Annotated in this window: 21 protein-coding genes; 14 read left to right on the top strand and 7 right to left on the bottom strand. The window is 67.3% G+C overall.

Features of this window, described 5'->3' with window-relative positions:
• On the bottom strand, window positions 1-507 hold the full coding sequence (locus tag PI990_RS07110) for a flavin reductase family protein (protein WP_271660189.1): 507 nt from the start codon (window positions 505-507) through the stop codon (window positions 1-3).
• A 465-nt stretch (window positions 508-972) separates the two neighbouring features.
• Between PI990_RS07110 and PI990_RS07105 the strand changes: the two genes are divergently transcribed.
• Both PI990_RS07105 and PI990_RS07100 read left to right on the top strand, forming a co-directional pair.
• Complete coding sequence (locus PI990_RS07105) at window positions 973-2,157, top strand: flavin-dependent monooxygenase (RefSeq protein ID WP_271660188.1); 1,185 nt, start codon at window positions 973-975, stop codon at window positions 2,155-2,157.
• Window positions 2,158-2,614: 457 nt separating this feature from the next.
• A complete protein-coding gene (locus tag PI990_RS07100; RefSeq protein WP_271660187.1) occupies window positions 2,615-3,748 on the top strand; it encodes an LLM class flavin-dependent oxidoreductase in 1,134 nt (377 codons plus the stop codon).
• A 659-nt stretch (window positions 3,749-4,407) separates the two neighbouring features.
• On the opposite strand, the gene PI990_RS07095 is transcribed toward PI990_RS07100, so the two are convergent.
• Window positions 4,408-5,286 (bottom strand): SDR family NAD(P)-dependent oxidoreductase, encoded by an 879-nt coding sequence (locus tag PI990_RS07095; RefSeq protein WP_271660186.1) that lies wholly within the window; start codon window positions 5,284-5,286, stop codon window positions 4,408-4,410.
• Window positions 5,287-5,354: 68 nt separating this feature from the next.
• Window positions 5,355-7,112, bottom strand: a complete 1,758-nt coding sequence (locus PI990_RS07090) for an FAD-dependent oxidoreductase (RefSeq protein WP_271660185.1) — start codon at window positions 7,110-7,112, stop codon at window positions 5,355-5,357.
• Window positions 7,113-7,306: 194 nt separating this feature from the next.
• On the opposite strand from PI990_RS07090, the gene PI990_RS07085 reads away from it, so the two are divergent.
• The 4 genes from PI990_RS07085 (at window position 7,307) to surE (ending at window position 12,915) form a co-directional block, all read left to right on the top strand.
• Entirely contained in the window at window positions 7,307-8,971 is a 1,665-nt protein-coding gene (locus PI990_RS07085; RefSeq protein WP_271660184.1) for a DUF1302 domain-containing protein, read from the top strand.
• 20 nt (window positions 8,972-8,991) lie between these two features.
• The gene (locus PI990_RS07080; RefSeq protein WP_271660183.1) at window positions 8,992-10,359 is read left to right on the top strand and encodes a DUF1329 domain-containing protein; all 1,368 of its coding nucleotides are present in this window, start codon (window positions 8,992-8,994) and stop codon (window positions 10,357-10,359) included.
• A 63-nt stretch (window positions 10,360-10,422) separates the two neighbouring features.
• A complete protein-coding gene (locus PI990_RS07075; protein ID WP_271660182.1) occupies window positions 10,423-11,799 on the top strand; it encodes a DUF1329 domain-containing protein in 1,377 nt (458 codons plus the stop codon).
• A gap of 126 nt (window positions 11,800-11,925) precedes the next feature.
• Window positions 11,926-12,915 carry a 5'/3'-nucleotidase SurE gene (gene surE / locus PI990_RS07070; RefSeq protein WP_184492143.1) on the top strand — a complete coding sequence of 330 codons (990 nt, stop codon included), beginning with the start codon at window positions 11,926-11,928 and terminating at the stop codon, window positions 12,913-12,915.
• Window positions 12,916-13,795: 880 nt separating this feature from the next.
• Here surE and ribB read toward each other — a convergent pair.
• Genes ribB through PI990_RS07055 form a run of 3 tightly spaced genes read right to left on the bottom strand, consistent with a single transcriptional unit; the run spans window position 13,796 to window position 16,640 of the window.
• A complete protein-coding gene (gene ribB, locus PI990_RS07065) occupies window positions 13,796-14,887 on the bottom strand; it encodes a 3,4-dihydroxy-2-butanone-4-phosphate synthase (RefSeq protein ID WP_271660181.1) in 1,092 nt (363 codons plus the stop codon).
• Complete coding sequence (locus PI990_RS07060) at window positions 14,887-15,813, bottom strand: alpha/beta hydrolase (RefSeq protein ID WP_271660180.1); 927 nt, start codon at window positions 15,811-15,813, stop codon at window positions 14,887-14,889. The genes ribB and PI990_RS07060 overlap by 1 nt, the downstream gene beginning before the upstream one ends.
• Before the next feature lie 11 nt (window positions 15,814-15,824).
• Entirely contained in the window at window positions 15,825-16,640 is an 816-nt protein-coding gene (locus tag PI990_RS07055; RefSeq protein ID WP_271660179.1) for an SDR family NAD(P)-dependent oxidoreductase, read from the bottom strand.
• A 183-nt stretch (window positions 16,641-16,823) separates the two neighbouring features.
• On the opposite strand from PI990_RS07055, the gene PI990_RS07050 reads away from it, so the two are divergent.
• From PI990_RS07050 to PI990_RS07015, 8 genes are all read left to right on the top strand, one after another.
• A complete protein-coding gene (locus PI990_RS07050) occupies window positions 16,824-17,870 on the top strand; it encodes a Rieske 2Fe-2S domain-containing protein (RefSeq protein WP_271660178.1) in 1,047 nt (348 codons plus the stop codon).
• A gap of 113 nt (window positions 17,871-17,983) precedes the next feature.
• The gene (locus PI990_RS07045) at window positions 17,984-19,114 is read left to right on the top strand and encodes a LuxR C-terminal-related transcriptional regulator (RefSeq protein ID WP_271660177.1); all 1,131 of its coding nucleotides are present in this window, start codon (window positions 17,984-17,986) and stop codon (window positions 19,112-19,114) included.
• A 200-nt stretch (window positions 19,115-19,314) separates the two neighbouring features.
• Complete coding sequence (nudE, locus tag PI990_RS07040) at window positions 19,315-19,851, top strand: ADP compounds hydrolase NudE (protein WP_271660176.1); 537 nt, start codon at window positions 19,315-19,317, stop codon at window positions 19,849-19,851.
• Window positions 19,852-19,937: 86 nt separating this feature from the next.
• A complete protein-coding gene (locus PI990_RS07035) occupies window positions 19,938-20,096 on the top strand; it encodes a hypothetical protein (RefSeq protein ID WP_271660175.1) in 159 nt (52 codons plus the stop codon).
• Between the two features lie 185 nt (window positions 20,097-20,281).
• Window positions 20,282-21,700, top strand: a complete 1,419-nt coding sequence (gene ccoG / locus PI990_RS07030; protein ID WP_271660174.1) for a cytochrome c oxidase accessory protein CcoG — start codon at window positions 20,282-20,284, stop codon at window positions 21,698-21,700.
• Window positions 21,701-21,777: 77 nt separating this feature from the next.
• Window positions 21,778-23,187 carry a GntR family transcriptional regulator MpaR gene (mapR, locus tag PI990_RS07025; RefSeq protein WP_271661273.1) on the top strand — a complete coding sequence of 470 codons (1,410 nt, stop codon included), beginning with the start codon at window positions 21,778-21,780 and terminating at the stop codon, window positions 23,185-23,187.
• A 313-nt stretch (window positions 23,188-23,500) separates the two neighbouring features.
• Window positions 23,501-23,698, top strand: coding sequence for a hypothetical protein (locus PI990_RS07020; protein WP_021218042.1), 198 nt, complete (start codon window positions 23,501-23,503; stop codon window positions 23,696-23,698).
• A 154-nt stretch (window positions 23,699-23,852) separates the two neighbouring features.
• The gene (locus PI990_RS07015) at window positions 23,853-25,325 is read left to right on the top strand and encodes an inorganic phosphate transporter (RefSeq protein ID WP_271660173.1); all 1,473 of its coding nucleotides are present in this window, start codon (window positions 23,853-23,855) and stop codon (window positions 25,323-25,325) included.
• Between the two features lie 61 nt (window positions 25,326-25,386).
• Here the strand turns inward: PI990_RS07015 and PI990_RS07010 are convergent, their stop codons facing one another.
• A complete protein-coding gene (locus tag PI990_RS07010; protein WP_271660172.1) occupies window positions 25,387-26,877 on the bottom strand; it encodes a helicase HerA-like domain-containing protein in 1,491 nt (496 codons plus the stop codon).
• Window positions 26,878-26,898: the final 21 nt, after the last annotated feature.

Genomic DNA, 26,898 nt, shown 5'->3' with positions numbered 1-26,898 from the left:
TCAGCTCGCCGCAGCCAGCGAGGAGGCGGTGGTGGTGTAGGTGCCGTCGAGGTAGACCAGCGGGCTGATCTCGGCGCTGTTGTGGATCTCGACGATGCGCCCGATGAACACCGTGTGGGTGCCGTAGCTGAAGCGCCCGTCCTGCTGGCAGAGGATCGCCGACTGGGCGTCGCCCAGGTAGGGAATGCCGCCGGGGCTGGTCCGCCAGTCGCCGCGCTGGAACCGTGCCTCGCCCTTTATCGGGCCGCTGCACAGGTGCGACAGCTCTTCCTGCTCCAGCCCGAGGATGTTCACGCAGAAATCCGCCCCGGCCTCCAGCACGGCGTGCAGCGACGCGGTGCGGTTGACGCAGATGAGCAGGGACGGCGGCTCGGTGGAGAGCGAGTCCACCGCCGTGGCCGACATGGCGAACCGCTCGCGGCCGTTGCTGGTGGTGATGATGGTCACGGACTTGGCCAGGCGACGCATCGCCTGGAGCATCTCGCCCTTCAATTCGGCCTGGCTCATGGCACTGCCCTCTTGTGGTTCTCAGGTGCCGTCGATTCTTCGCCAGGGCCCGGGGCCGGTCATCGTCCGAGGGGACTAGTTGGGTGAGGTGCGGTTCAAGGGGCAGGAACATGACCGCTGCGTAGGGTGGAGGTCGCTTTTTACCTCCACCAGGCGGGGCCAGGTCGGCGCGGGGCTACAGGGCTCCATCCAGAGCCGAGCGGGAAAAACGGTGGGCTGAAGCCCACCCGAAGCATCGCGAATGAATTCGCTCCTACGGGAAAGCCAGCTGCGTAGCCTGGGCTTCAGCCCGGGAATGGAGTGACCGGCGTCCCCGGGCTACAGGGTGATGGAAAGCTTCGTGAGCAGCGCTCGCTCCTACCGTGCCTGCGCCGGCATATGGTCCGTTTGAGGGATGCCGGCTGTTTTACCGGTTGCTTGAATGCCCGCGAGAGGTGGCAAGCCCTTAACCGGAGAACAACAAAAATGCTCGACCACGACCTGATCCGCCAACGCCTGAAACAACGTGCCCGTGAGCTGGTGCCGGTGCTGCGCAAGCGCGCGCCGCTGGCCGCGAAGAATGGCCAGCTGCCCGAGGAGACCCTGCGTGATTTCCACGAGGCGGGGTTCTTCCGCATCCTCCAGCCGGCGCGCTGGGAGGGCTACGAGCTGGAGCCCGGCGATTTCTTCGAGGTGCAGATGACCCTCGCCGAGGGCTGCATGTCGTCGGCCTGGGTGCTGGGGGTGATCGCCATCCACAACTGGCAGCTGGCGCTGTTCGACGACCGCGCGGCGCAGGATGTGTGGGGTGCGGATTCCAGCGTGCTGATCTCCTCGTCCTATATGCCGGTGGGCAAGGTCACCCGGGTGGAGGGCGGCTTCCGCCTCAGCGGTCGCTGGGGCTTTTCCTCCGGCAGCACGCACTGCCAGTGGGCCTTCCTCGGCGCCATGGTGCCGCCGGAGAAGGACGGCGACGGGCCGGACTATCGCACCTTCCTGGTGCCGCGCAGCGACTACCAGGTGCTCGACAACTGGGACGTGATGGGCCTGGAGGCCACCGGCTCCCACGACGTGCAGGTGCAGGACGCCTTCGTGCCCGAGTACCGCACCCACCGCTCCATCGACGGCTTCCTGCAGAACAGCCCCGGCAACGCGGTGAACGCCGCGCCGCTGTTCCGCCTGCCGTTCGGGCAGATCTTCGTGCGTGCGGTGTCGTCCGCCACCATCGGCGCGCTGCAGGGCGCCATCGACCTGTTCATCGAGGCCAACAAGAACCGCATCGGCGTCAACGACTGCCGCAAGATCGTCCAGGACCCCGGCGCCCAGAGCGCCCTGGCCAACGCCATGGTCACGGTGGATGAATGCCGCAGCGTGCTGCTGCGCAACTTCGAGCTGATGATGCAGCGCGCCCGCGCCGGCGAGCCGCTGACCATGGCCGAGCGGGTGAAGATGCGCTACGACTCGGCCATCGTCCCGGACAAGTGCGCCCAGGCGGTGGAGACGCTGATGTACAACAGCGGCGCCTCGACCATTTTCCGCCAGCACGGCATCAACCGCGCCTTCCGCGACATCCACACCGGCCGCGCCCACGTCGCCAACTGCCCCGGCAAGTACGCCCTCAACCTCGGCGCGGTGGGCATGGGCCTGGAGAGCAGCGACTTCTTCCTTTGATACCCATGAGGTCAGTCCCTGCGTAGGGTGGATGGCGCTTTTTTTCATCCACCATCGGAGTTCGGTTCGGCACCGCTTGGTGGACATGAAAAGCGATGTCCACCCACACAAGGGGTCACGCCCTGCGTGGGTGAATGCGCTTTTTTCATCCACCGTCAGAGTTCGGCTCGGCAGCGCTTGGTGGACATGAAAGCGATGTCCACCCGACGCAAGGGTCAGGCCCTGCGTAGGGTGGATGGCGCTTTTTTCATCCACCATCGGCGTGCCCGGCGAGCACCCGCGCCCGCTCCCAAAAACCCTGCCACGACGCCCGCCCCGCACGGGCGTCGTGCCGTTTGGGAGACCTGCGGGGATTAGTCTGTTTGGGGGATTCCACGCCATTTCGCTTGCCACACCATGCGCCCAAGGCCCGGTGTTTCGGGCCGACCAGACCAAGAACAACAAGGGCCAGAAGCACATGAAATTTTCCCTGATCTACGAGGCACAGACGATCGACTCCAGCCGCGAGGGCGACCGTCGCATCTTCGACGAAACCGTCGAGCAGGCGGTACTCGCCGACAAGCTCGGTTTCGACACCTTCTGGTGCGTGGAACACACCGCGCTGACCAACTACTCGCACATGTCCGCACCGGAAACCATGCTCGCCTTCGTCGCCGGCAAGACCGAGCGCATCGGCATCGGCCACGGCGTGGTGTGCCTGCCGCCGGCGATGAACCACCCGGTGAAGGTGGCCGAACGCATCGCCACCCTCGACCTGCTGTCCAAGGGCCGCGTGCATTTTGGCGTGGGCAAGGGCGGCACCCAGCAGGAGGCCGGCACCTTCGGCTACGACCTGGCGACCCTGCAGCCGCAGATCGACGAAGCCATGTACCTGATCCCGAAGATGTTCGTGCAGGACGAGATCGAACATAACGGCGACTTCGTGAAGATCCCCCGCCGCCCCATCCACCCCAAGCCCTACCAGGACCCGCACCCGCCGATGTACCTGGCCTGCACCAACACCGAGTCGCTGAAGAACGCCGGCGGCCGTGGCATGGGCGCCCTGGTGCTGGGCTTCGGCGGCCCCGAGGAGATCGCCAAGAAGGTGGCCGTGTACCACGAGGCCTGGGACAACCGCGACGAGAAGCAGCAGGTGGGCTTCCGCCCCAACCGCCATATCGCCGCGCTGTGCCCGGCCATCGTCCTGGATGACAACGAGAAGGCCCGCGCCATCGGCATCCGTGGCCAGCGCTACTTCATGGAATCCCTGGCCTACTGGTACGCCGGTGGCGAGCGCCCGGACCCGGAGAAGTGGAAGGACGACACCTTCGTCGACGGCAGCGGCCAGGCGGTGATCAAGTCGCGCTTCGCCTCGGAGGAAGTCACCGTGGACTTCTCCGACCCGACCATGGCGATGATGAACCCCAACCACGCCTACGGCACCGTGCAGGACTGCATCGGCTACGTGCAGCGCCTGATCGACGCCGGCGCCGACGAGATCCTCTTCATCTGCCAGATGGGCACCGTGCCGCAATGGGCGCAGATCGAGACGCTGAAGAACATCGGCGAGCACGTGATCCCGTACTTCCGCAAGCAGGCCAACAAGGGCTGAGCCTTGGCGGTGTGAACGGACGGGCCTCCATGAGGCCCGTTTTTTATTGGGCGACGATTCGCGAGATGGCGGCGACGTGCTTGGGATCTGGTGGGCTGAAGCCCACCCTACAAACGCCGGATAGTGCGTGCACAACAGCGCTACAGAGTTTCAGGCTCGACTCCGCCTGGTGGAGGTAAAGAGCGACCTCCACCCTACGCAGCGGTCATGTCCGTGGGCTGGATCAGCAACGGCGTAGGGTGGGCTTCAGCCCACCGCTCTTCGATCCGCCCGGTGCCTGTCGGTTTTGTGGGCCCTGCTGATGGCTAGGGAAATCCAAGGTCTGCCCCTGCCCTTTTGCGACCCACCCGGGTTCGTCGTGTGCATGGCCTTTGGTGGGCTGAAACGGAGCGCCGCCCGGCCCACCCTACGAAAGCCGGATGGTGCGTGCACAGCAGCGCTGCGGAGTTTCAGGTTCGACTCCGCTTGGTGGAGGTAAAGAGCGACCTCCACCCTACGTAGCGGTCATGTCCGCGCGGAGGCATGAGGGTGTGTGTAGGGGCGAATTCATTCGCCAAGCGGTGCGCAGCGCTGCCGCTCTCGTGGGAATTCATTCGCGAAGGGGGTTCACATGGAAGCGAGAGAACCGCCCGAGCGGCGCCGGGCGGTTGTGGATAACCTCAGATCACCCGCGCCGGGTGCTGCGTGCGGGGCTCGCCGAGCATCTCGCGGTAGGACGGTGGCTGGCGGCCTTCGGCTTCGCGGATGCCGTAGCCCTGGGCCAGTTCGGCGGTGACCAGGGTCTGGCCGGAGAGCGTTTGCAGTTGCGGGTCCTGCAGCAGCGCGTGGATGACCCGGCCGTTGAACTCCGGGGTTTCCGCCACGGCGAGGAAGGCTTCGTACTGGTCGGCACGGGCGGCGCCGGCGATGGCGGTGCGTTCGGTGCGCTGGGGCCCGAGCCACAGGGAGACGGCGGCGACGCCGGTGCCTTCGAAATCCACCGCCATGTCGGCGGCGAACTTGTCCACACCGGCCTTCTGCGCGCCATAGGCCGGGCCGTGCATGTAGCAGCCGGCGCCGTAGGAGGAGACGAAGGCGATCAGCCCCCGGCCGTTCTTCAGCAGCAGCGGCGCCGCGTGGTAGCTGGCGACATAGGCCGAGCGCAGGCCGACGTCGAGGATGTCCAGCAGCGCCAGGGGCTTCTCCCAGAAGGGGCCGGGGTCGATGAGGTTCTCATGCAGCAAGGCGGCGTTGTTCACCAGCAGATCGAGCCGGCCCTGCTCGCGCTCGATGCGGGCGAAGAGTTCTCGCACCTGTGCGTCGTCGCGGTGGTCGCAGGGCACGGCGACGCCCTGCCCGCCCGCGCGGTTCACCGCCTCGGCGGTTTCGGCGAGGCTGCCGGGCAGCAGCTGGCCACGCAGGTGGCTGGCGCTTTCGGTGGCGGAGCGGCCGCTGAGGTAGACGGTCATGCCCGCCGCGCCGAGGGCGATGGCGATGCCCTTGCCGACGCCACGGCTGGCGCCGGTGACCAGGGCGATTTGGGGGGTGTTTGCAGTCATCGGGATTGATCCTCTTCGTGGGAGCGAATTCATTCGCGAAAAGGGCCGCGCAGCGGCCCCATGGAGGTTCAGGAGGGCAGGCTTGCAGCCTGCTTCGCGAATGAATTCGCTCCTACCGATCGTTCGTCCTCACCGTGGATATGCGTTGCGGCGAGGAACCCGAAGACCATGGCCGGGCCGATGGTGGAGCCGGCGCCGGGGTAGGTGCGGCCCATCATCGAGGCGGCGCTGTTGCCGATGGCGTGGAGCCCGGCGATGGGCGTGCGGTCTTCACGCAGCACCCGGGCGTGCGGGTCGGTGAGCAGGCCGCCCTTGGTGCCGATGTCGCCGGCGTCCACCTTCACCGCGTAGAACGGCGGCTTCAGCAGCGGCGCCAGGCAGGGGTTGGGCTGCACGCTGGGGTCGCCGTAGTAGCGGTCGAACAGCGACTCGCCCTTGTGGAAGTCCTCGTCCTTGCCCGCCACCGCCATGGGGTTGAAGCGCTCGACGGTGCGCAGCAGGCCGCCGGCGTCGACGCCGATCTGCCGGGCCAGTTCGCCGAAGCTGTCGGCCTTGTGGAAGTAGCCCAGCAGGTGCTTGGGCAGGCGCTGGTCGGGCATGGCGTAGCCCGGCAGCAAGGCACCGCAGGGGTATTTGCGGCGGAACTCGGCGTCGAAGATCAGCCAGCAAGGCACGCTGGTGGCGGCCTCGCTGTCGTGCTCATACATGGCGTAGACGATGTCGGTGTAGGGCGCGGCTTCGTTGACGAAGCGCTGGCCCGCCGAGTCCACCAGGATGCAGCCCGGCAGGGTGCGCTCGACGAACAGCGCACGCTGTTTTTCCTCGCCCTGCACCTGGGTGGTCGGCGCCCACCAGCTGTGCCCCATCAGCGCGGTGGCGGCGCCCAGGGCCTGGCCGGCGCGGATGGCATCGCCGGTGTTGTAGGGCGGCGTGGCGCTCCAGGTGCTTTGCGAGGGCTGCGGGTGGTACTGGCTGCGCATGGCCTGGTTGCGTTCGAAACCGCCGGCGCCAAGCACCACGCCACGGCGGGCCTCGATCAGCAGGCGCCGGCCATTGCGGATGACCTCGGCACCGGTGACCCGGCCGCCCTCCTCCATCAGCCGCTCCAGGCGGCACTCCAGCCAGACCGGCACCTGGCGCTCCAGCAGCGAGCAGCGCAGGGCGGCGACCAGGGCGTTGCCCAGGGTGAGGAAGCGGTCGCGCTTGGAACGCAGGCGCCCGGGCAGGTCGCGCCAGTAGCGCCAGAGGATGCGCAGGGTCAGGCCCAGCCAGCCGGGGCCACGGCAGAGCAGCACCTGGGCCTCCTTCATGGTCATGGCCACGCGGCCCATCATCAGGGTGCCGGGGGACGGCTCGCGCATGCGGGCGAACTCGTCGCCCAGCAGGCGCGCATCGAAGGGCAGCGGGTCCATGGAGCGGTAGCCCGGCTTGCCGCCGGGCACCTCCGGGTAATAGTCGGCGTAGTGCGGCTGGGCCTCGAAGCGCACGTGGGAATTCTCTTCGAGGTATCGCACCACCTGGTGGCCCTGCTCGACATAGGCCTCGATGCGCCCGTCGTCGATCTCGCCGTGGGTCACGGCGCGGATGTAGGCGATGGCCTCGGCGGCCGAATCCTCGCCCCCCAGGGCGGCGATGCGGTGGTTGCAGGGCACCCAGATGCCGCCGCCGGAGACCGCCGAAGTGCCGCCGTAGCGGTCGCTCTTCTCGATCAACAGCACCCTGGAACCGAGGTCGTGGGCACGCAGGGCGGCGGTCATGGCGCCTGCTCCCGAGCCCACCACCAGTACGTCGCAGCTTTCATCCCATTGCCGTCGGTTCGCGTTCATCGGGTCGCTCCCTTGTTGTTATGGATACGCGGTCCCGAAGGATTCTCGGCAGCGCTCCAGCGCCCAACATCGTCCGTTGGGACTAAGCCGCCACACCCGCATCGCGTAGTCCCTTCGGACGATGTTGGGCGCCAACGGTGACCACATAGTCAGCCCGCCACACCCACTCAACCTTGGGCCTGGCGGACCGAGCCGTGCCCAGACACGCCGAGAGCGACGACATGACAAGAACAAGAAAATGCCGACCCCTTGCACCGCTTCACCTGGCCATCCGCGTGGCCGGCCTGGGCCTTGCGCTGGGCCATGCCGGGCAGAGCCAGGCGCTGGCCTTCCAGCCCAGCGATGACCTGAAGATTTCCTGGGACACCACCCTGACCTACGCCATGGCCTGGCGCACCGAGTCCCGCGACCATGCGCTGTCCAACGGTTTCCCCAATGCCGGCATCGCCAACATCGACGACGGCAACAACGCCTTCGACCGGGGCAGCCTGATCGCCAACCGCGCCAGCTTCCTCACCGAGGCCAACTTCAACTGGCGTGACGACTTCGGCCTGTTCATCCGCGCCAGCGGCTTCTACGACGATGTCTACAACCGCAGCAACGACAACGGCACCGGCACCTCCAACTGCTTCGCCGGCGGCCAGTGCTCCAAGCCCAACCGCTTCTCCGACGACACAGTCGACCAGCACGGCCGCGACATCCGCCTGCTGGACAACTACCTCTACGGCGCCTGGGACATGGGCGGCCATGACCTCAACCTGCGCGTGGGCGACCAGGTGGTGAGCTGGGGCGAGAGCCTGTTCATCAGCAACGGCATTTCCTCGGCCATGGCCCCGGCCGACGGCACCAAGGCCAACACCCCGGGGGTGGAGATCAAGGAGATCTTCCTGCCGGTGGGCCAGGTGTTCGGCCAGATCAGCCTCACCGACAACCTCGGCCTGCAGGCCTACTACCAGTACGAGTGGGCCAAGACCGAGATCGATGGCGTCGGCAGCTTCTTCTCGGTCACCGACCAGATGGACGAGGGCGGCTTCACCGATGCCTTCGGCCTGACCCGCCGCCTGCACGACGACAAGCCCGGCGACAGCGGCCAGTACGGCGTGGCCATGACCTACGTGGCCGAGTCGCTGAACAACACCGAGTTCGGCCTGTACTACATCCGCTTCCACGACAAGGCGCCGACCCTGGACTTCCTCAGCCACTGGAACAGCGGCGAGTACCAGGTGCGCTACTTCGACGACATCGACCTATACGGCGCGAGCTTCTCCACGGTGGTGGGCGAGACCAACGTCAGCGGCGAGGTGAGCTACCGCGACGGCCAGCCGGTGCTGGTGGACACCGGGCTGACCCCACACGCGGTACGGGCCAAGACCATGCAGGCGCAGGTGTCCTTCATCCATGCCTTCGGCAACCTGCCCATCGCCGACAACACCACCCTGACCGGCGAGCTGGGCTACAACGAGGTGCTCGACAACGACAAGGCGCCGAGCTTCAACGTCTTCGTCCCGGACGGCCTCGGCGGTGCCTTCCCGCTGACCACCAACAACACCGACAAGCTTTACAACGACAAGAGCGCCTGGGGCTACACCCTCAACCTGTCGCTGGAGTACCTGAACCTCTTCGAGGGTTGGGACCTGACCATCCCGCTGATCTACAGCCAGTCCCTGGGCGGCGATTCGTCGCTGGCCGGCAGCTTCGGCATGGGCGAAGGCGATGACCGCCTGGGCATCGGCACCACCTGGCGCTACCTCAACAACTTCACCATCGAGGCCCGCTACAACGCCTTCCTGGGCGACGCCGGCGACACCCCGCTGGCCGACCGCGACAACTTCGGCCTCAGCGCCAAGTACAGCTTCTGAGCCGCAGCAGGAGAGTCGAGATGCACGCTTACAACAACGCACCGCTGCTCGTCGCCCTCGCCCTCGCCAGCACATCGGTGCTGGCCGGGGTGGGCCCCGAGGAAGCCGCGCGCCTGGGCCGTGACCTGACGCCCATGGGCGCCGAGAAGGCCGGCAACGCGGATGGCAGCATTCCCGAATGGAGCGGCAAGTGGCTCGGCGCGCCGCCCCACGTGAAGTTCGACGGCACCGGCCACAAGCGCCCCGATCCCTACGCCGGCGAGCAACCGCTGTTCACCATCACCGCGGCCAACCTGGAGCAGTACAGGGACAAGCTCTCCGACGGCCAGGTGGCACTGCTCAAGCGCTACCCGGCGACCTACCGGATTCACGTCTACCCCAGCCACCGCGACTTCCGCTACTCCCCCGTGGTGGAAGCCAACATCAAGCAGAACGCCCTCGACGCCGAGCTGGTGCACGACGGCTACGGCGTGGCCAACGCCTTCGGCGGCTCGCCCTTCCCCATCCCGAAGAACGGCTTCGAGCTGATGTGGAACCAGAACCTGCCGGCCCGCGCCTGGAAGGAGGAAGCCACCTACAAGATGGCCCTGGTGCTGGGCAACGGGAACCGGGTGGAGGAGAAGGTCGGCTACCAGATCCTCTCCCAGTGGGACGACCCCAAGGGTTCGGCGGCGACCTTCGAGGGCACCCAGGCCTGCGCCATGATCAGCACCCAGGAGCCGGCCCGGAAGAAGGGCGAGATCATCCTCAGCTGCGACTTCAGCGACCCGGTGGCCAAGCCGCGCCAGGCCTGGCAGTACCTGCCCGGCAACCGTCGCGTGCGCCGCGCGCCCACCATCGGCTACGACACGCCTTACGGCGCCGGCGGCTTCCGCGTGATGGACGAGGACCGCCTGTTCAACGGCGCCCCCGACCGCTACGACTGGACGCTGGTGGGCAAGCAGGAGATGGTCATCCCCTACAACAACTACGCCCTGGATGACCCGGACCTGCCCGCCAGCGAGCTGACCGCCGGCAGCGGCCACCTCAACCCCGACCACGTGCGCTTCGAGCTGCACCGCGTATGGGTGCTGGAGGCCAACCTCAAGGCAGGCAAGCGCCACATCTACGGCAAGCGCCGCTTCTACCTCGACGAGGACAGCTGGAACGCGGCCCTCGGCGACAACTACGACGGCAAGGGCCAGCTCTGGCGGACCAACACCCAGACCTCGGTCTACGCCTACGAGGTGGAGGCCTTCCACGCCCGCGTCGCCATCTACCACGACCTGCTCGCCGGCTCCTACATGGCCGACCGCCTGGTCAATGGCCTGGCCCCGGCCCGGCTCAACGATGCCAGCTTCGACGCCAGCTACTTCACCGCAGCCAGCCTGCGCAAGCTGGGCAAATAGCCCCGTCGCCACCCCGCCCCAACCGGGGCGGGGATTTCCCGCAACACCCATGGAGGCCACGAGATGACCCTGAGATTCCTTTCGCCCGTACTGGGCGCCCTGCTCGCCACCAGCCTCGCCAGCGCTCCGGCACTGGCCGGGCTCAGCCCCGAGGAAGCGGCCCGCCTGGGCCAGGACCTGACCCCCACCGGCGCCGAGAAGGCCGGCAACGCCGATGGCAGCATCCCCGAATGGAGCGGCAAGTGGCGCGGCACCCCGCCCCAGGTGCAGTTCGCCGGCAGCGGCACCAAGCACCCCGACCCTTACGCCGGCGAGCAGCCGCTGTTCACCATCACCGCCGAGAACGTGGCGCAGTACGCCGACCAGCTTTCCGATGGCCAGAAGGCGCTGTTCAAGCGTTATCCACAGAGCTTCCGCATGCCGGTCTACCCCAGCCACCGGGACTTCCGCTACGCCCAGTGGGTGGAGGACGCGATCAGGCAGAACGCCCTGAATGCCGAACTGGTGAATGACGGCAACGGCGTGACCAAGGCCTATGGCGGCCCGCCCTTCCCGATCCCGAAGAACGGCTTTGAACTGATGTGGAACCACAACCTGCACACCGTGGCCTGGAAGGAAGACGCCAACTACAAGATGGCCCTGACCCTGGCCAACGGCAGCCGCCAGTTCGAGCTGGTGAACTACAAGATCCTCTCGCCCTGGACCGACCCCAGCGGCAACGCCGCGAGCTTCGACGGCACCCAGGCGCACTTCATGATCACCACCCTGGAACCGAGCCGGAAGAAGGGCGAGATCTTCCTCGGCAACGAGTACAGCGACCCCCTGGCCCAGCCCCGGCAGAGCTGGCAGTACCTGCCCGGCAACCGCCGCGTGCGCCGCGCCCCCACCGTGGCCTATGACACGCCTTACGGCGCCGGCGGCTTCCGCGTGATGGACGAGGACCGCCTGTTCAACGGCGCGCCGGATCGCTACGACTGGAAGCTGGTGGGCAAGAAGGAGCTGTACATCCCCTACAACAACTACCGCCTCGACGACCCGGCGGTGAAGCTCGACCAGCTGCTGGCCACCAGCGGCCACATCAACCCCGAGTACATGCGCTACGAGAAGCACCGCGTGTGGGTGCTGGAAGCCACCCTCAAGCCGGGCAAGCGCCATATCTACGGTAAGCGCGTGATGTACCTGGACGAGGACACCTGGGCCGCCGCCCTGGCCGACAACTACGACGGCAAGGGGCAGCTGTGGCGCACCAACATGCAGGCCTCGATCTACGCCTATGAACTGCAGGCCTTCCATGCCCGCGTGGCGGTCTACCACGACCTGATCGCCGGCTCCTACCTGGCCGACCGCCTGATCAACGACCAGAACGCGCCGAAGCTCAACGACAGCGACTTCGACGCCAGCAATTTCACCGTGGCCAGCCTGCGCAAGCAGGGCCGCTGAACCCGGGCATGACGTCAGCGGGCGCCGCACAGGCGCCCTCTGCCGCCGCAGTCGCACCTCGAAGACCTGTAACAAATGGACTTTAAGGTCAGCTTTTTACCGAGCCCATCCAACGAGGAAATAACAATGACAACACTGCTCCGCGCCAGCATCGGCCTGGCCGTTCTCGGCCTGTCCCTGCAGGCCAATGCCTTGAACATTCTCCTGACCAACGACGACGGCTGCCGCGCCCCCGGTATCGAGGCCGTGTACCAGGCGCTGATCGCCGCCGGCCACCAGGTGACCCTGGTCGGCCCGCAGAACGACAGCAGCGGCATCGGCGCCGCCAGCATCGTGGTGCCCGGCCAGGCCGTGGCCATCACCCAGCTGGCCCAGGGCAAGTACTGCGTCGGCGCCCCTGCCGGCTACGTGCCGCCCGCCGGCAAGACCTCAGCCATCGGCACCCCGGTGGACGCGGTGAACGTCGGCCTCGACCTGCTGCTCAAGGACAACCGCCCGGACCTGGTGGTCTCCGGCACCAACTTCGGCGACAACGTCGGCCCGCTGACGCAGATGTCCGGCACCGTCAACGCCGCCGTGCGCGCCATGTACAAGGGCGTGCCGGCGGTGGCCGTGTCCACCGCCATCGACCTCAAGCTGATCGCCCAGGACCCGCAGGCCGGCTACAAGAAGACCCTCGACGCCATGGACGACACCGCGCGTTTCGCCACCCGGGTGATCGGCCGCGCCGCCGCCATCGGCGCCGAAGCCCGCCGCGTGTGCGAGAAGAGCCACGGCAAGGCCAAGGCCTATTGCGACACCAACGTCATCGGCCTGCCGGGCAACACCGGGCTGAACATCAACTACCCGGCCCTGGAAGCCGGCCAGGTGACGGGCGTGGCCTTCGCCCCCATCAGCGACTGGGGCAACGTGGTGTTCGCCCCGCAGCAAGGGCCGGACGGCGTGGTGCGGGTCAACCTGGTCGCCCCGCCCGCCCCCACCGCCAAACAGAAGCAGGGCGACGCCTGGCAGCTGTCCCTCGGCAAGGCGGTGATCACCCCCATCGACGGCAACTACACCGCCGCACCCTTGGTGCAGGTGCAGACCAAGCTGATGCTGCTGGGCGTGAAGCCCTGATCGCTGCGATGAACGCGTGACAGGAAGCCCCCGCATAGGGGCTTTTTGTTGGGCAGACGAATTCACGGCGGGCTGTGTAGGTCGGGTGAAACCCGGCGCGACATGGCACACCGCTGGTGGACCGGCGAAGCGGGGTCCACCCTACGCGCGGTTTGATTTTTGTAGGGTGGGTTGAGGAACGAAGCCCAACGGTGCGAGGCCGAGCGAGGGCACGTTGGGCCCCATCCTCGAGCCAATGCAATGTGCTTTCCGACGACATCGCTTGGTGGATGAAAAGAGCGTCATCCACCCTACATCCCGGTCAGCTCCGCGGCTGGGTAGAGCTTCGCGAAACCCATCATCGCCAGGCCCCAGTCACGCCCCGTCGGCCCGGCCTCGCGTAGGGTGGATGACGCTTCACCCATCCACCAATCGGCGTTACCGACGTGCATCGCGCCTGTTCCCGCGCACGGTGCGTAGGCCGGGTGAAACCCGGCGCGACATGGCACACCGCTGGAGCGGGGTCCGCCCTACGCGCGGTTTGATTTTTGTAGGTTGGGTTGAGGAACGAAGCCCAACGGTGCGAGGCCGAGCGAGGGCACGTTGGGCCCCATCCTCGAGCCCATGCAATGTGCTTTCCGGCGACATCGCTTGGTGGATGAAAAGAGCGTCATCCACCCTACATCCCGGTCAGCTCCGCGGCTGGGTAGAGCTTCGCGAAACCCATCATCGCCAGTCCCCAGTCACGCCCCGTCGGCCCGGCCTCGCGTAGGGTGGATGACGCTTCACCCATCCACCAATCGGCGTTACCGACGTGCATCGCGCCTGTCCCCGCGCACGGTGCGTAGGCCGGGTGAAACCCGACGGGGTTACGGGCAGGCGCAGGTGTCGGGTGGTCGGCTCACTCCGGCTCCGCTGCACGGAAGGGAATGAACTCGGCGACCTCCAGCTCGAAGCCGGAAACCGCCTTGTAGCTGACCGGGAAGCTCAGCAGGCGCATGCGGCGCACGCCGACGTCGCGGAGGATCTGCGCGCCGATGCCCAGGGTGCGCTGGGGAAAACTCGGCGGCCGGGGCTTTTGCGTGCCTTGCTGCAACTGCTCGATCACCGCCTCCGGGGCTTCCTGCTGGGCCAGCAGCACCACCACGCCGGCGCCCTCCTCGGCCACCCGCGCCAGGGAGCGGTCGAGGTTCCACTGGCCAGGATGGCTGTCCAGCAGGTCGCGCAGGGCTTCCGCCGCCTGCACCCGCACCAGGGTGGGCGTGTCGCGCTTCACCTCGCCGCGCACCAGGGCCAGGTGCAGTTGCCCCTGGTAGCCGTCGAGGTAGGTGAGCACGCGGAACGCGCCGTGGCGGGTCTGCAGCGGGTACTCGCCGGAGCGGCGGATGGTGCCCTCGTGGAGGATGCGGTGGTGAATGAGGTCGGCCACGCTGCCCAGGGGCAGGCCGTGGCGCTGGGCGAAGTCGCGCAGCGCCTGGCCACGGGCCGGTTCGCCCTGCTCGTCGAGGATGCCCACCAGCACGGCGGCGGGCATGAGCCCGGCCAGGCGCGCCAGGTCGCAGGCCGCCTCGACGTGGCCGGCACGCTGCATCACCCCGCCCGGCTGGGCGCGCAGGGGGAAGATGTGCCCGGGCTGCACCAGGTCGGCAGCGACGCTGGCCGGGTCCACCGCCACCGCGATGGTGCGTGCGCGGTCGGCGGCGGAGATGCCGGTGGTGACCCCGCTGCGCGCTTCGATCGACAGGGTGAAGCCCATGCCGTGGCGGGCCCGCGAGTGCGGCACCATGAGTTCCAGCCCCAGGGCCTGGCAGCGCTCTTCGGTGAGCGCCAGGCAGATGAGCCCGCGTGCATCCCGGGCCATGAAGTTGATGGCCTCGGCATCGGCGTGGCCGGCGGCGATCACCAGCGAGCCTTCGCCCTCGTCGGCGTCGTCGGTGATCACCAGCATGCGACCGCTGGCCATGGCTTCGATGAGGCGCTGCGGGCTGTCCATCAGCTCAGCGCCTGGCGCAGGTCGGCGGCGGCGGACTCCAGCGCCGCCTGGGCGGCGGTGACGAAGGCGGCCATGCTGATGAAGCCGTGGATCATGCCTTCGCAGCGCTGCAGGCGGGTCTGCACACCGGCCTCCTGCAGGCGCCGGGCGAAGGCTTCGCCCTCGTCGCGCAGCGGGTCGAACCCGGCGCTGAACACGGAGGTGGGCGGCAGGCCGGCGAGGCTGTCGGCACGCAGGGGCGAGGCCAGGAGCTCGGCGCCCTGCTCGGGGGCTTGCAGGTATTGGCTCCAGAACCAGCGCATCTGCTCGCGGGTGAGGAAGTAGCCTTCGGCGAATTCGCTGTAGGAGGCGCTGTCGCAGGCGGCATCGGTGACGGGGTAGAACAGGCACTGGTAGGCGATGCGTGGCCCGGCCCGCAGTTGCGCCAGGCGGGCGACGGCGATGGCCAGGTTGGCGCCGGCGCTGTCGCCGGCCAGGGCCAGGCGGCTGGCGTCGAAGCCCAGCTCCAGTGCGCGGGCCACCAGGTCGCGGGTAGCGCTGTAGCAGTCCTCCGGCGCCGCCGGGAAGCGGGCTTCAGGCGCCAGGCGGTAGGCCACCGAGACCACCACCGCGCCGCACAGGCGGGCGAGGCTGCGGCAGAGGTTGTCGTGGGTGTCGAGGTTACCGATGACGAAACCGCCGCCGTGGAAGTAGACCAGCAGCGGCAGTTCGGCGCTGTCTTCGGGGCGGTACAGACGCGCATCCAGCAGCCCGGCGGCGCCGGCGACCTTGAGGTTGCGCACCTCGAACAGGCGCTCGCCGGGCACCGGCGGCATCAGGTTGTCGCAGAACTGGCGGTACTGCTGCGGGTCGAGCTGGCTGTAGTCCGGCTGCGGCATGCCGGCGAACTGCTGGAGCACGGCGGCGATCTGGGGATCGAGGGACATGAAGAGGTTCCTTAGATGTCGGCCATCTGGAAGACCGGGTTGGTCTCCTCGAGGATGCTGGCGAGGCGCTGCTCCAGCGCCGGCTTGAAGTTCTTGTGCGGGAGCAGCCAGAAGCGCCCGGCGGCGATGCCGGCGAACACCTCGCGGGCCAGCTCACGCGGCGCCATGCCCTCGCGGATGCTGCTGTCGAGCAGCGCGTCGAGCTGCTGGGTGGCCGCGCCGAGGGGGCTGTTGGACCCCATGATGTCGCTGGCCACCGGGCCCGGGCAGAGCACCGAGACGGCTACCTGGGACTGCTGCAGGGCGAGTTCGTAGTGAAGGGTTTCCGAGAGCGCGACCACCGCCTGCTTGCTGACGGTGTAGGGCCCGAGCAGGGGGCTGCAGACCAGCCCGGCGAGTGACGCGGTGTTGACGATGCACGCCGGCCGGCCCTGTTCGAGCAGCAGCGGCACGAAGGCGTGGATGCCGTTGATCACGCCGCCGAGGTTGATGTCCAGCAGGCGCTGCCACTGGCGGCGGTCGATCTCCCAGCTGAAGCCGGTCTGCATGACCCCGGCGTTGTTGAACAGCAGGTCGACGCCGCCGAAACGCTGCACCGCCAGCTCGCGGAGCTGCTCCACCTGCTGCGTGTCGCTGATGTCGGCGGTGAGGGTGGCGACCTCCGCGCCCTGCCCTTGCAGCTCGGCGGCCAGGGCCGCCAGGCGTGCGCCGTCAATGTCGCTGAGCACCAGGCGCAAGCCGCGCGCGGCGGCCTCCTGCGCCAGGCCTCGGCCGATGCCGCTGGCGGCTCCGGTGATCACCGCCACCTGGCCGGGTTCGACGTTCATGGCTGACTCCCCTTGTGTGTGTCGTTGTGCCCCGCAGTAGAACCGGGGCCGCCACCGGGGCCATCGTCCGATCAGACGATGCCGGGAAATCCAGGCTCAGCAGAATCCGTTGCAGTGCATTCGCTGCGCCGGTCGGCCTGAGCCGTGTGCAGCTCTCGATAACCCTGATGGGAGAACAAGAAGATGAGCACCCTGCACCGGATCGAAACCCGGCAACTGGAAGAGCGCTACGCACGTGGCTGGCACTGCCTGGGGCTGGCGGCCCAGTACCGTGACGGCAAGGCCCACCGCCTGGATGTATTCGGCACCCGCCTGGTGGCCTTCGCCGCGGAGGACGGGCAGCTCCGCATCCTCGACGGTTACTGCCCGCACATGGGCGCGGACCTGAGCCAGGGCTGCGTGGAGGGCGATGCCATCCGCTGCCCCTTCCACGAGTGGCGCTGGCGCGCCGATGGCGTGTGCGACGACATCCCCTACGCCAAGCGCATTCCGCCCCGCGCGAAGATCAAGGCCTGGCCGGTATCCGAACAGAACAACCTGCTGTTCGTGTGGCACGACCCGGAAGGCAACCCGCCCATCGCCGAGCAGGCCATCCCGCGCATCGAGGCCTGCTTCGACGAGGCCTGGGCCGAATGGGAAGTGGCGGAGCTGAAGATCGACACCCACTGCCGCGAGCTGATCGACAACGTCTCGGACATGGCGCACTTCGACGCCGTACACGGCACCGACCTCAATCACTTCAGCAACACCTTCGAGCGGCACATGGCGGTACAGGTGATGCGCGGCAGCAGCGCGCGCCTCTCCGGCGACAGCGAGCTGACCACAGTGGCCACCTATTACGGCCCGGCCTACCAGATCACCGAGATGACGGGAGCGATGGACGGCGTGCCCATCCATTCGATCCTGCTCAACTGCCACGTGCCCATCGACCTGAACAGCTTCACCCTGCGCTACGGCGTGCTGGTGAAGAAGATCCCCGGGCTCTCCGATGAGCAGAACCGCGAGATGGCCAAGGCCTACGTGAAGCAGGCGCAGGACGCCTTCTACGAGGACGTGGCCATCTGGCACAGCAAGACCCGTGTCGACAACCCGCTGCTGTGCGACGGCGATGGCCCGGTCTACCAGTTGCGCAAGTGGTACGAGCAGTTCTACACCAACGTCGCCGACCTGCCCGGCAACCTCGCCGAACCCCGCTCCTTCGTCGTACTGGACATCACCGAAACCGCATAAGCGCGTTACCGGCTGGATCGTCGCCTCCCTACAGGAGGTGACGATCTGCCTTGCTGAAATATCCCGTCAGCCGGTAAGAAGCACCCTACAAAAATAAAAAAGATGGTTCAGTCATGGCACACACACTCACGCTCGATGAATTCAGCGGGATGCTCGGCGACCTCTATCAGGGGCCGCTCGAAGACACTCCCTGGGCCACCTTCCTCAATCACCTGAACCAGTACCTGCAGAGCAAGTACGTGACCTTCATCCTGCGGCCGCCGAGCGAGCACGCCGAGGGCCTGATGGTGAACACCACCGGCAGCTCGACCGAGGTCACCGCGTCCTACAACAAGCACTTCTTCGCCCTCGACCCCTTCGTCGGCCTGCCCAACCGCCAGGTGGTGACCAACAGCGAGTTCCTGTCGCGGCAGGAGTGGGTGGAGTCGGAGTTCTTCAAGAGCTTCCTGGAGCCGGTGGGGGTGTTCCACATCCTCGGCGCCGACATCCGCACCTGCGATGGCGCCCAGTGCCGCATCCGCGTGAGCCGGGGGCGCGAGGACCCGGAGTTCACCGAGGACGACAAGGCCCTGCTGACGCGGTTCGTGCCGCACCTGGAGCGCTCCATCAAGCTGCACATGCAGCTCAACCGCATCGAGACCGAGCGCAACCTCTACGCCGGCGCGGTGGACCAGCTGGCGGTGGGCACCATCATCCTCGACGAGGACGGCAAGGTGCTGCAGACCAACCGCGTGGCCGAGCGCCTGCTGCAGGACAAGGACGGCCTGAAGCTGGTCAACGATGGTTTGCAGGTGGGCAACCCGCGCGATACCCAGGAATTCCGCCGCCTGGTCAAACAGGCCCTGCAGTCGCAGAAGAACAACCTGCCTTCGGTGGTCGAGGCCCTGCGCGTGCAGCGCCCATCGGGCAAGGCAGACCTGGGCATCATCGTGCGCTCGGTGCCGCTCTCGGCCTGGAACGAGGGCAAGCAGTGCCCCTCGGTGGTGATCTTCATCAGCGACCCGGAGCAGGAATCCAGCGCGCCCCAGGAGATCGTCAAGGCGCTGTTCGACCTGACCCCGGCCGAGGCCCAGTTGGCGATGCTGCTGGCCAACGGCCTGACCCTGGACGAGGCCTCCGACGTGCTGGGCATCAGCCGCAACACCGCGCGGGCGCACCTGCGCTCGACCTTCTCCAAGACCGGGGTGACCCGCCAGACCATGCTGGTGCGGCTGATTCTCAGGAGCGTGGCGACCCTGGGGTGAAGGGGGCGGCGCGCACTGGACGAAGGGTGTGTGCCGGTTAGGGGCAGGCCCGTTTGTGGTGCCGCGTGATGGGTTTCGCTTCGCTCTACGCCATCCTACGCAACCGTCGGCGCGCAGGGGCTGGGCGCTAGTCCGTCCGGACGATGCCCTTGTGCCCCCGCGGAGCGAGGCTGGGGTCGATCCTTTATGGGAAGCCTGCCATGCGTCGCCCACCCACCATCCTCAAGACCGAATTGCTGGCCCGCAGCGCGTGGTTCCAGATCGAGGCGCTGCACCTGGAATTCAGCAATGGCCAGCGGCGAGTCTATGAGCGCTTGCGCGGTTCCGGCTACCAGTCGGTGCTGGTGGTGGCCCTGCCCGACCCCCAGCACGTGCTGCTGGTGCGCGAGTACGCGGTGGGGGTGGAGGCACGGGTGCTGGGGCTGCCCAAGGGTGGCGTGGACCCGGGCGAGACCTGCCTGCAGGCGGCCAACCGCGAGCTGATGGAGGAAGTCGGCCTGCGTGCCGGGCGCCTGCGTGAGCTGGGCACCCTGAGCCTGGCCCCCGGGCACCTGTGCCACAGCTGCACCGTGGTGCTGGCCGAAGACCTGCAGCCCGCCACCGCCGAGGGCGACGAGCCGGAGCCCCTGGAACAGCTGCGGGTGCCCCTGGCGGGCGTCGCCGGGCTGGTGGCCAGCGGCGAGCTGCACGAGGCGCGGGCGATCGCGGCGTTGTTCATGGCCCTGGCGAGCCTCTAGTCCGACCGGACGAGGCGATATGCCACAGGGCGCCCTAGGGTGGGCGGCACAACAAAAGCAGCGTCCATCCTCACCGGGGAACGACCATGACAATAAGAACCAAGCTGTGCCTGACCCTGCTCACCTGCGCCCTGGGCGCTGCCTACATCAGCCTGTTGCAGAGCCCGCTGCTGACACCCCTGGCCGGGGTCAACCCGTGCCAGGCGCAGATCCACGCCTGTTATCGCCCGGCGCTGCGCTTCTAGCCCGCGACCGATTGCCGCGCTCTGCGCAGGGCACACCCGTGCCCCGCCAGAAACCACGCACCTTGCGGGCCAGACGGCCATCGCGGCCCATCTGATATGGTTTTTGCCCCATCACCTGAATCTGTTTCCAGTATCAGCCTCTCCCTATAGTCCGCCTCGCCGTCATAGCCCAAAAGGCCAGCATCATGAGCGAGATGATTCCCGTCAGGCAGGTAGAGGTCGTCCAACCGAGTCGCCCCGCCGCCGCCAGCAAGTCCCTTTATGCCTCCAGTGCCCCGATCCACACCCGCAGCTTCACCGGGCGGTTCCGCAATTTCCGCCTGCTCGGCGCCGGGCTGTTGTGCCTGCTGTTCTTCGGCACCCTCTGGTTCGATTGGGATGGCCGTCAGGCCGTGCTCTGGAGCCTGGAGGACAGCAAGTTCTATATCTTCGGCGCGACCTTCTGGCCGCAGGATTTCATCCTGCTGTCGGGGCTGCTGATCATCTGCGCCTTCGGGCTGTTCTTCATCACGGTGTTCGCCGGGCGCGTGTGGTGCGGCTACAGCTGCCCGCAAAGCGTGTGGACCTGGATGTTCATGTGGGTCGAGCAGCGCACCCAGGGCGACCGCAACCAGCGCATCAAGCTGGCCGCCGCACCCTGGGGCGTGGAGAAGGTGCTGCGCAACCTGGCCAAGCACGGCCTGTGGCTGGCCATCAGCCTGGCCACGGCCGTGACCTTCGTTGGCTACTTCACCCCGGTGCGTGAACTGGCCACCGAGATCCTGACCCTGCAGGCCGGCGGCATTTCGCTGTTCTGGGTGCTGTTCTTCACCGCCGCCACCTACGTGAACGCCGGCTGGATGCGTGAGCAGGTGTGCATCCACATGTGCCCCTATGCGCGCTTCCAGAGCGTGATGTTCGACAAGGACACACTGATCGTTTCCTACGATGCCGCCCGGGGCGAGTCCCGCGGGGCGCGCAAGAAGGGGGTCGATCCGAAGGCCCAGGGCCTGGGCGACTGCATCGATTGCACGGTGTGCGTGCAGGTGTGCCCCACCGGCATCGACATCCGCGATGGCCTGCAGATCGCCTGCATCGGCTGCGCAGCCTGCGTAGACGCCTGTGACTCGGTGATGGACAAGATGGGCTATGCCCGTGGCCTGGTGGGCTACAGCTCGGAGCGCGCCCTGGAAGGCGGCCACACCCACCTGCTGCGCCCCCGCCTGGTCGGCTACGCCACCGCCCTGGTGCTGATGATCGGCGCGTTCGGCTGGTTGCTGGCGGCGCGCTCGGAAATCTCCATGGACGTGATCAAGGACAGGGGCATGTTCCGCGAGAACGCCGCCGGCGAGATCGAGAACATCTACAACCTCAAGCTGATCAACAAGACCCAGCTCGCCCACCGCTACCGCCTGGAGCTGGCCGAGGGCGAGGGCCTGCGCCTGCAGGCACCGGCCGAGGTGAAGATCGAGGCGGGCGAGATCCTCGAGCTGCCGGTTTCGGTGGCCCAGGAGGACGACGCGCTGGGCGGCGGCTCCCGCGAGCTGGTGTTCCGCCTCACCAGCCTGGACGGCGATGCGGCCAGCGCCAGCGCCGACAGCACCTTCGTCAGCCCCCACCGTTGAGCATGGACGGCACCTGTGGCGGCGGCCCGACGCAGCGCTTAGAGTGGGCGGCCCAGGCCGCCCACCCGCAGGACAAGATGAAGCGCTACGAGAAATTCGCCGACGAGATCGCCGAGCTGATCCGCACCGGCGTGCTCGCACCGGGGGAGAAGGTGCCCTCGGTGCGCCACGCCAGCCGCACCTACGGGGTCAGCGCCTCCACCGTGTTCCAGGCTTATTACCTGCTGGAGAGCCGCGGGCTGATCATCGCCCGTGCGCGCTCCGGCTACTTCGTCTGCCAGCACGTGCAGCGCCCGCTGCAGGAACCGGAAGTGCCCGTCCGTGAGGCGGCTACCACCGAGGTGGACGTGAGCGAGCTGGTGTTCTCGGTGCTCAGCTCCATCAAGGACCCGGACACCGTGCCCTTCGGCTCGGCCTTCCCCAGCCCGGAACTGTTCCCCCTGCAACGCCTGGCGCGCTCCATGTCCCATGCGGTGCGGGAGATGGACCCGCGCTCCACCGTTTCCGACATGACCCCGGGCAACCACGGCCTGCGCCGGCAGATCGCCCTGCGCTACATGGTCGGCGGCCTGCCGCTGCCCATCGAGGAGCTGGTGATCACCAACGGCGCGCTGGAAGCGCTGAACCTGTGCCTGCAGGTGGTGACCCGCCCGGGCGACCTGGTGGCCATCGAGTCGCCGGCCTTCTATGCCAGCCTGCAGGTGCTGGAACGACTCAAGCTGAAGGCGGTGGAAATCCCCGTGCACCCGCGCGAGGGCATCGACCTGGAGGTGCTGGAACGCAGCCTCGAGCAGTTGCCGATCAAGGCCTGCTGGTTCATGAGCAACTTCCACAACCCCCTGGGTGCGAGCCTTACCGAAGCGCGCAAGCGACGCCTGGCCGAGCTGCTGAAGCAGTACCAGGTGCCGATGATCGAAGACGACGTGTACGCCGAGTTGTACTTCGGCCAGCAGGCGCCCAAGCCGGTGAAGGCCTTCGACAGCGAGGGCCTGGTGATGCATTGCAGTTCGTTCTCCAAGAGCCTGGCACCGGGTTACCGGGTGGGCTGGGTGGCGGGCGGACGCTACGCCGGGGAGATCGAGCGGTTGAAGCTGATGACCAGCATCTCCGCCTCGGTGCCGGCCCAGGCCGCCATCGCCGACTACCTGCAGCACGGCGGCTACGACCGCCACCTGCGGCGCCTGCGCTATGCCCTGGAGAGCCAGCAGAACGCCATGCTGGCCGCCGTGGCGCGCCATCTGCCGGAGCAGACCCGGGTCAGCCGGCCCGATGGCGGCTACTTCCTGTGGCTGGAGTTCCCCGCGCAAGTGGACTCGCTGCGCCTGTTCCAGCTGGCCCTGGCCCAGGGCATCAGCATCGCGCCCGGGCCGATCTTCTCGGCCACGCGAAGTTTCAGCAATTGCGCGCGGTTGAACTACGGCCACCCCTGGACGGCACGCAGCGAACAGGCCATGGAAACACTCGGGCGAATCATCCGCAGCCTTTGAGTACGCACCAGGAAAGTGCACGGCGAGTGCAACGAAAGTTGAACTCGTCGTGCGTTCGGCTTTCTATTCGATAGAGCTTCTGGTGAATTTCCCTATATACTTCGCCGCCCTTCCCCAAGTTCTCCGGTAGTTCGCGCAAGGCGCGGCATGCCTGGCTTGTGGCGATGCGGCGAACGCGACCGGGATAGTCGTGAAGACAATGGAAGACGGCCATTCGGCCCAACTCCATGACAGGCGAAAGTTGCAGAAGGCCCCGCGCCTTCCATCGCCGGAAACTCATTCAAGACCTCTATCAGACGAAGCGGATCACTACGTGACGAAAGACGAACTGCGCGCCGAACTCGAGCGCCAGGAAAAACGATTCAAGGATGTTTACGGCGGCGAAGTAACCACCTATGCCGCGCAACCGGACCCCGAGCGCAAGCCCTGGCGCAAACGCTCGAACTACCTGGACCAGGCCTTCGAGCGCGAGATCCAGAAGATCGAGAAAGAGCTCGGCCAGAACAGCTGAAACGATTTCGAACAATGCGTCGCGCAGCCCGGTTTTACTGGGCTGCGCTGCCATGCCGCAGTGCCATCAGGTACCGATCGGCAGTCGGGCGCTGGGCGCGGGCCGGATTTCTGGCATAATTCGCGCCCCCTAACCAGCCTGTCACTAAACCTTCATGTTCGATCTCTTCAGCGGGCTTGATGCCTGGCTGGTCGTGAGCCTGTTGCTCGCCCTGGCATTCGTCCTGACCTTCGAGTTCATCAACGGTTTCCATGACACCGCCAACGCGGTCGCCACGGTTATCTACACCAAGGCCATGTCGCCCTACCGCGCCGTGGTCCTCTCCGGCATCTTCAACTTCCTCGGCGTATTGCTGGGCGGCGTCGGCGTGGCGTATGCCATCGTCCACCTGCTGCCGGTGGAGCTGCTGATCAACGTCAACACCGGCCACGGCCTGGCCATGGTGTTCTCGTTGCTGGCGGCGGCCATCACCTGGAACCTCGGTACCTGGTACCTGGGCATCCCGGCGTCCAGCTCCCACACCCTGATCGGCTCGATCCTCGGCGTCGGCCTGGCCAACGCGATGATCACCGACCTGCCCCTGGGCGAAGGCGTGAACTGGGGCAAGGCCATCGATATCGGCCTGTCGCTGATCTTCTCCCCGGCCGCCGGCTTCATGGTCGCGGCGCTGCTGCTGCTGTCGCTGAAGTGGTTCTACCCGGCGTCGAAGATGCACAAGACCCCGGAGACCCGCAAGGAAGTCGACGACAAGAAGCACCCGCCCTTCTGGAATCGCCTGGTGCTGGTGCTTTCGGCCATGGCCGTGAGCTTCGTGCACGGTTCCAACGACGGCCAGAAAGGCATCGGCCTGATCATGCTGGTGCTGATCGGCATCGTCCCGGCGAAGTTCGTGCTCGACCTGAACAGCACCACCTACCAGATCGAACGCACCCGTGATGCCGCCACCCACCTGAGCCAGTTCTACCAGCGCCACACCGACACCCTCGGCGAGATGCTGGCCCTGGGCAAGGCAACCCCCAGCGAGTTGCCCCAGGCGTTCCGTTGCGATCCCAAGCAGACCGAAGCGACCATCGACGGCTTGCTGACCAACCTCAAGGGCGTGGCCAGCTACAGCGACATGAGCGAGGAAACCCGCGTCGAGACCCGCCGCTACCTGCTCTGCCTGGACGACACCGCGAAGAAGGTGGGCAAGCTCTCCGAGCTGCCGGCCCGCGAGAAGGCGGACCTGGAGAAGCTGCGCAAGGACCTGACCGCCACCACCGAATACGCGCCCTTCTGGGTGATCCTCGCGGTGGCCCTGGCCCTGGGCATCGGCACCATGGTCGGCTGGAAGCGCGTGGTACTGACCGTCGGCGAGAAGATCGGCAAGCAGGGCATGAGCTACGCCCAGGGCATGAGCGCGCAGATCACCGCCGCCGCCGCCATCGGCCTGGCCAACATCTACAGCCTGCCGGTGTCCACCACCCACGTGCTGTCCTCCGGCGTCGCCGGCACCATGGTCGCCAACAAGAGCGGCCTGCAAGGCGGCACGGTGCGCAACATCCTGCTGGCCTGGGTGCTGACCCTGCCCACCTCCATGGCCCTGGCCGCGGCGCTGTTCTGGCTCTCGACCAAGTTCATCGTCTGAGCCATGCAGCCATGAAAAAGGGCGCCTTCGGGCGCCCTTTTTCGTTGCGGCGAATCCGCAGTCAACGGCGCTTGCCGCCCAGCAACGAGCCCATGAGCCCGCGCACCAGTTGCCGGCCCAGCTGGTTGGCGGCCTGGCGCACGGCGGTTTTCATCGCCTGGCTGGCGAGGCTGCCCAGCAGTTCGCCGGCGGCACCGGCGAAACCGGACTCCGCCTCGGCGGGCGCGGCCTTGCCCTTGGTGGCCGGGGCAGCGGGCGCATCGGCGGCACGGGCGGTGAGGATTTCGTAGGCGGACTCGCGGTCGATGGGCTTGTCATAGCGCCCGGCTTGGGGCGAGCTGCGCACCAGCTCGGCACGCTCGGCCTCGCTCAGCGGCCCGATGCGCGATTGCGGCGGGGCGATGGCCACGCGCTGCACCATGGCCGGCGTGCCCTTCTCTTCCAGCGTGCCCACCAGGGCTTCGCCGATGCCCAGCTCGGTGAGCACGGCCAGGCTGTCGAACGCCGGGTTGGGGCGGAAGCCATCGGCGACCGCACGCAGGGACTTCTGCTCCTTGGCGGTGAAGGCGCGCAGCCCATGCTGGATGCGCAGGCCGAGCTGGGCGAGGACGGTATCCGGCAGGTCACTGGGGGATTGGGTGACGAAGTAGACGCCGACACCCTTGGAGCGGATCAGCCGCACCACCTGCTCCAGGCGTTCCTGCAACGCACGCGGGGTGTCGGCGAACAGCAGGTGCGCCTCGTCGAAGAACAGCGCCAGCACCGGTTTGTCGGCATCGCCGCACTCGGGCAGTTGCTCGAACAGCTCGGCCAGCAGCCAGAGCAGGAAGGTGGCGTAGACCTTGGGCGCCTCGTGCACCAGGCGGCTGGCGTCCAGCAGGTGGATGCGGCCACGGCCGTCCCGGTCGGGGTGGAGGATGTCTTCCAGTTGCAGGGCCGGCTCGCCGAACAGGGCGTCGGCGCCCTGCTGTTCCAGGGTGGCCAGGCGCCGCAGCAGGGCCTGGGCGGAGGCGCCGGCGAACAGGGCACGGTCCTCGCCAAGCAGCTCGGGGTGGTCACGCAGGTGGTTGAGCAGGGCCTTGAGGTCCTTCAGGTCGAGCAGCAGCAGGCCTTCGCGGTCGGCCACTTGGAAGGCGGCATAGAGGGCCGCCTGCTGGCTGTCGGTGAGTTCCAGCAGGTTGCCCAGCAGCAGGGGGCCCATTTCGCTGAGTGTCGTACGAAGCGGGTGGCCGCTCTTGCCGGCCACGTCCCACAGCGTCACCGGATAGGCCTTGGGCTGGTGTCCGAGCCAGGGCATGGAGGCGATGCGTTCGGCGACCTTGCCCTGGGGCACGCCGGCGGCGCCTAGGCCGCAGAGATCACCCTTGATGTCGGCGGCGAACACAGCCACCCCCGCGTCGCTGAAGGCTTCGGCGAGGCGTTGCAGGGTCACCGTCTTGCCGGTGCCGGTGGCCCCCGCCACCAGGCCGTGACGGTTGGCCAGGCGCAGTGCCTGGGCGATCGGCTGGCCGGAAGGGTCAGCGCCAAGAATTATCGAACTGGATGCAGGCATCTCGCCATCCTCAAGCTTTAC

This window comes from Pseudomonas sp. TUM22785 (assembly GCF_028198105.1).
In the GTDB taxonomy this organism is placed as follows: Bacteria; Pseudomonadota; Gammaproteobacteria; order Pseudomonadales; family Pseudomonadaceae; genus Metapseudomonas; species Metapseudomonas solani.
This window is presented reverse-complemented; position numbering and strand designations above follow the sequence as displayed.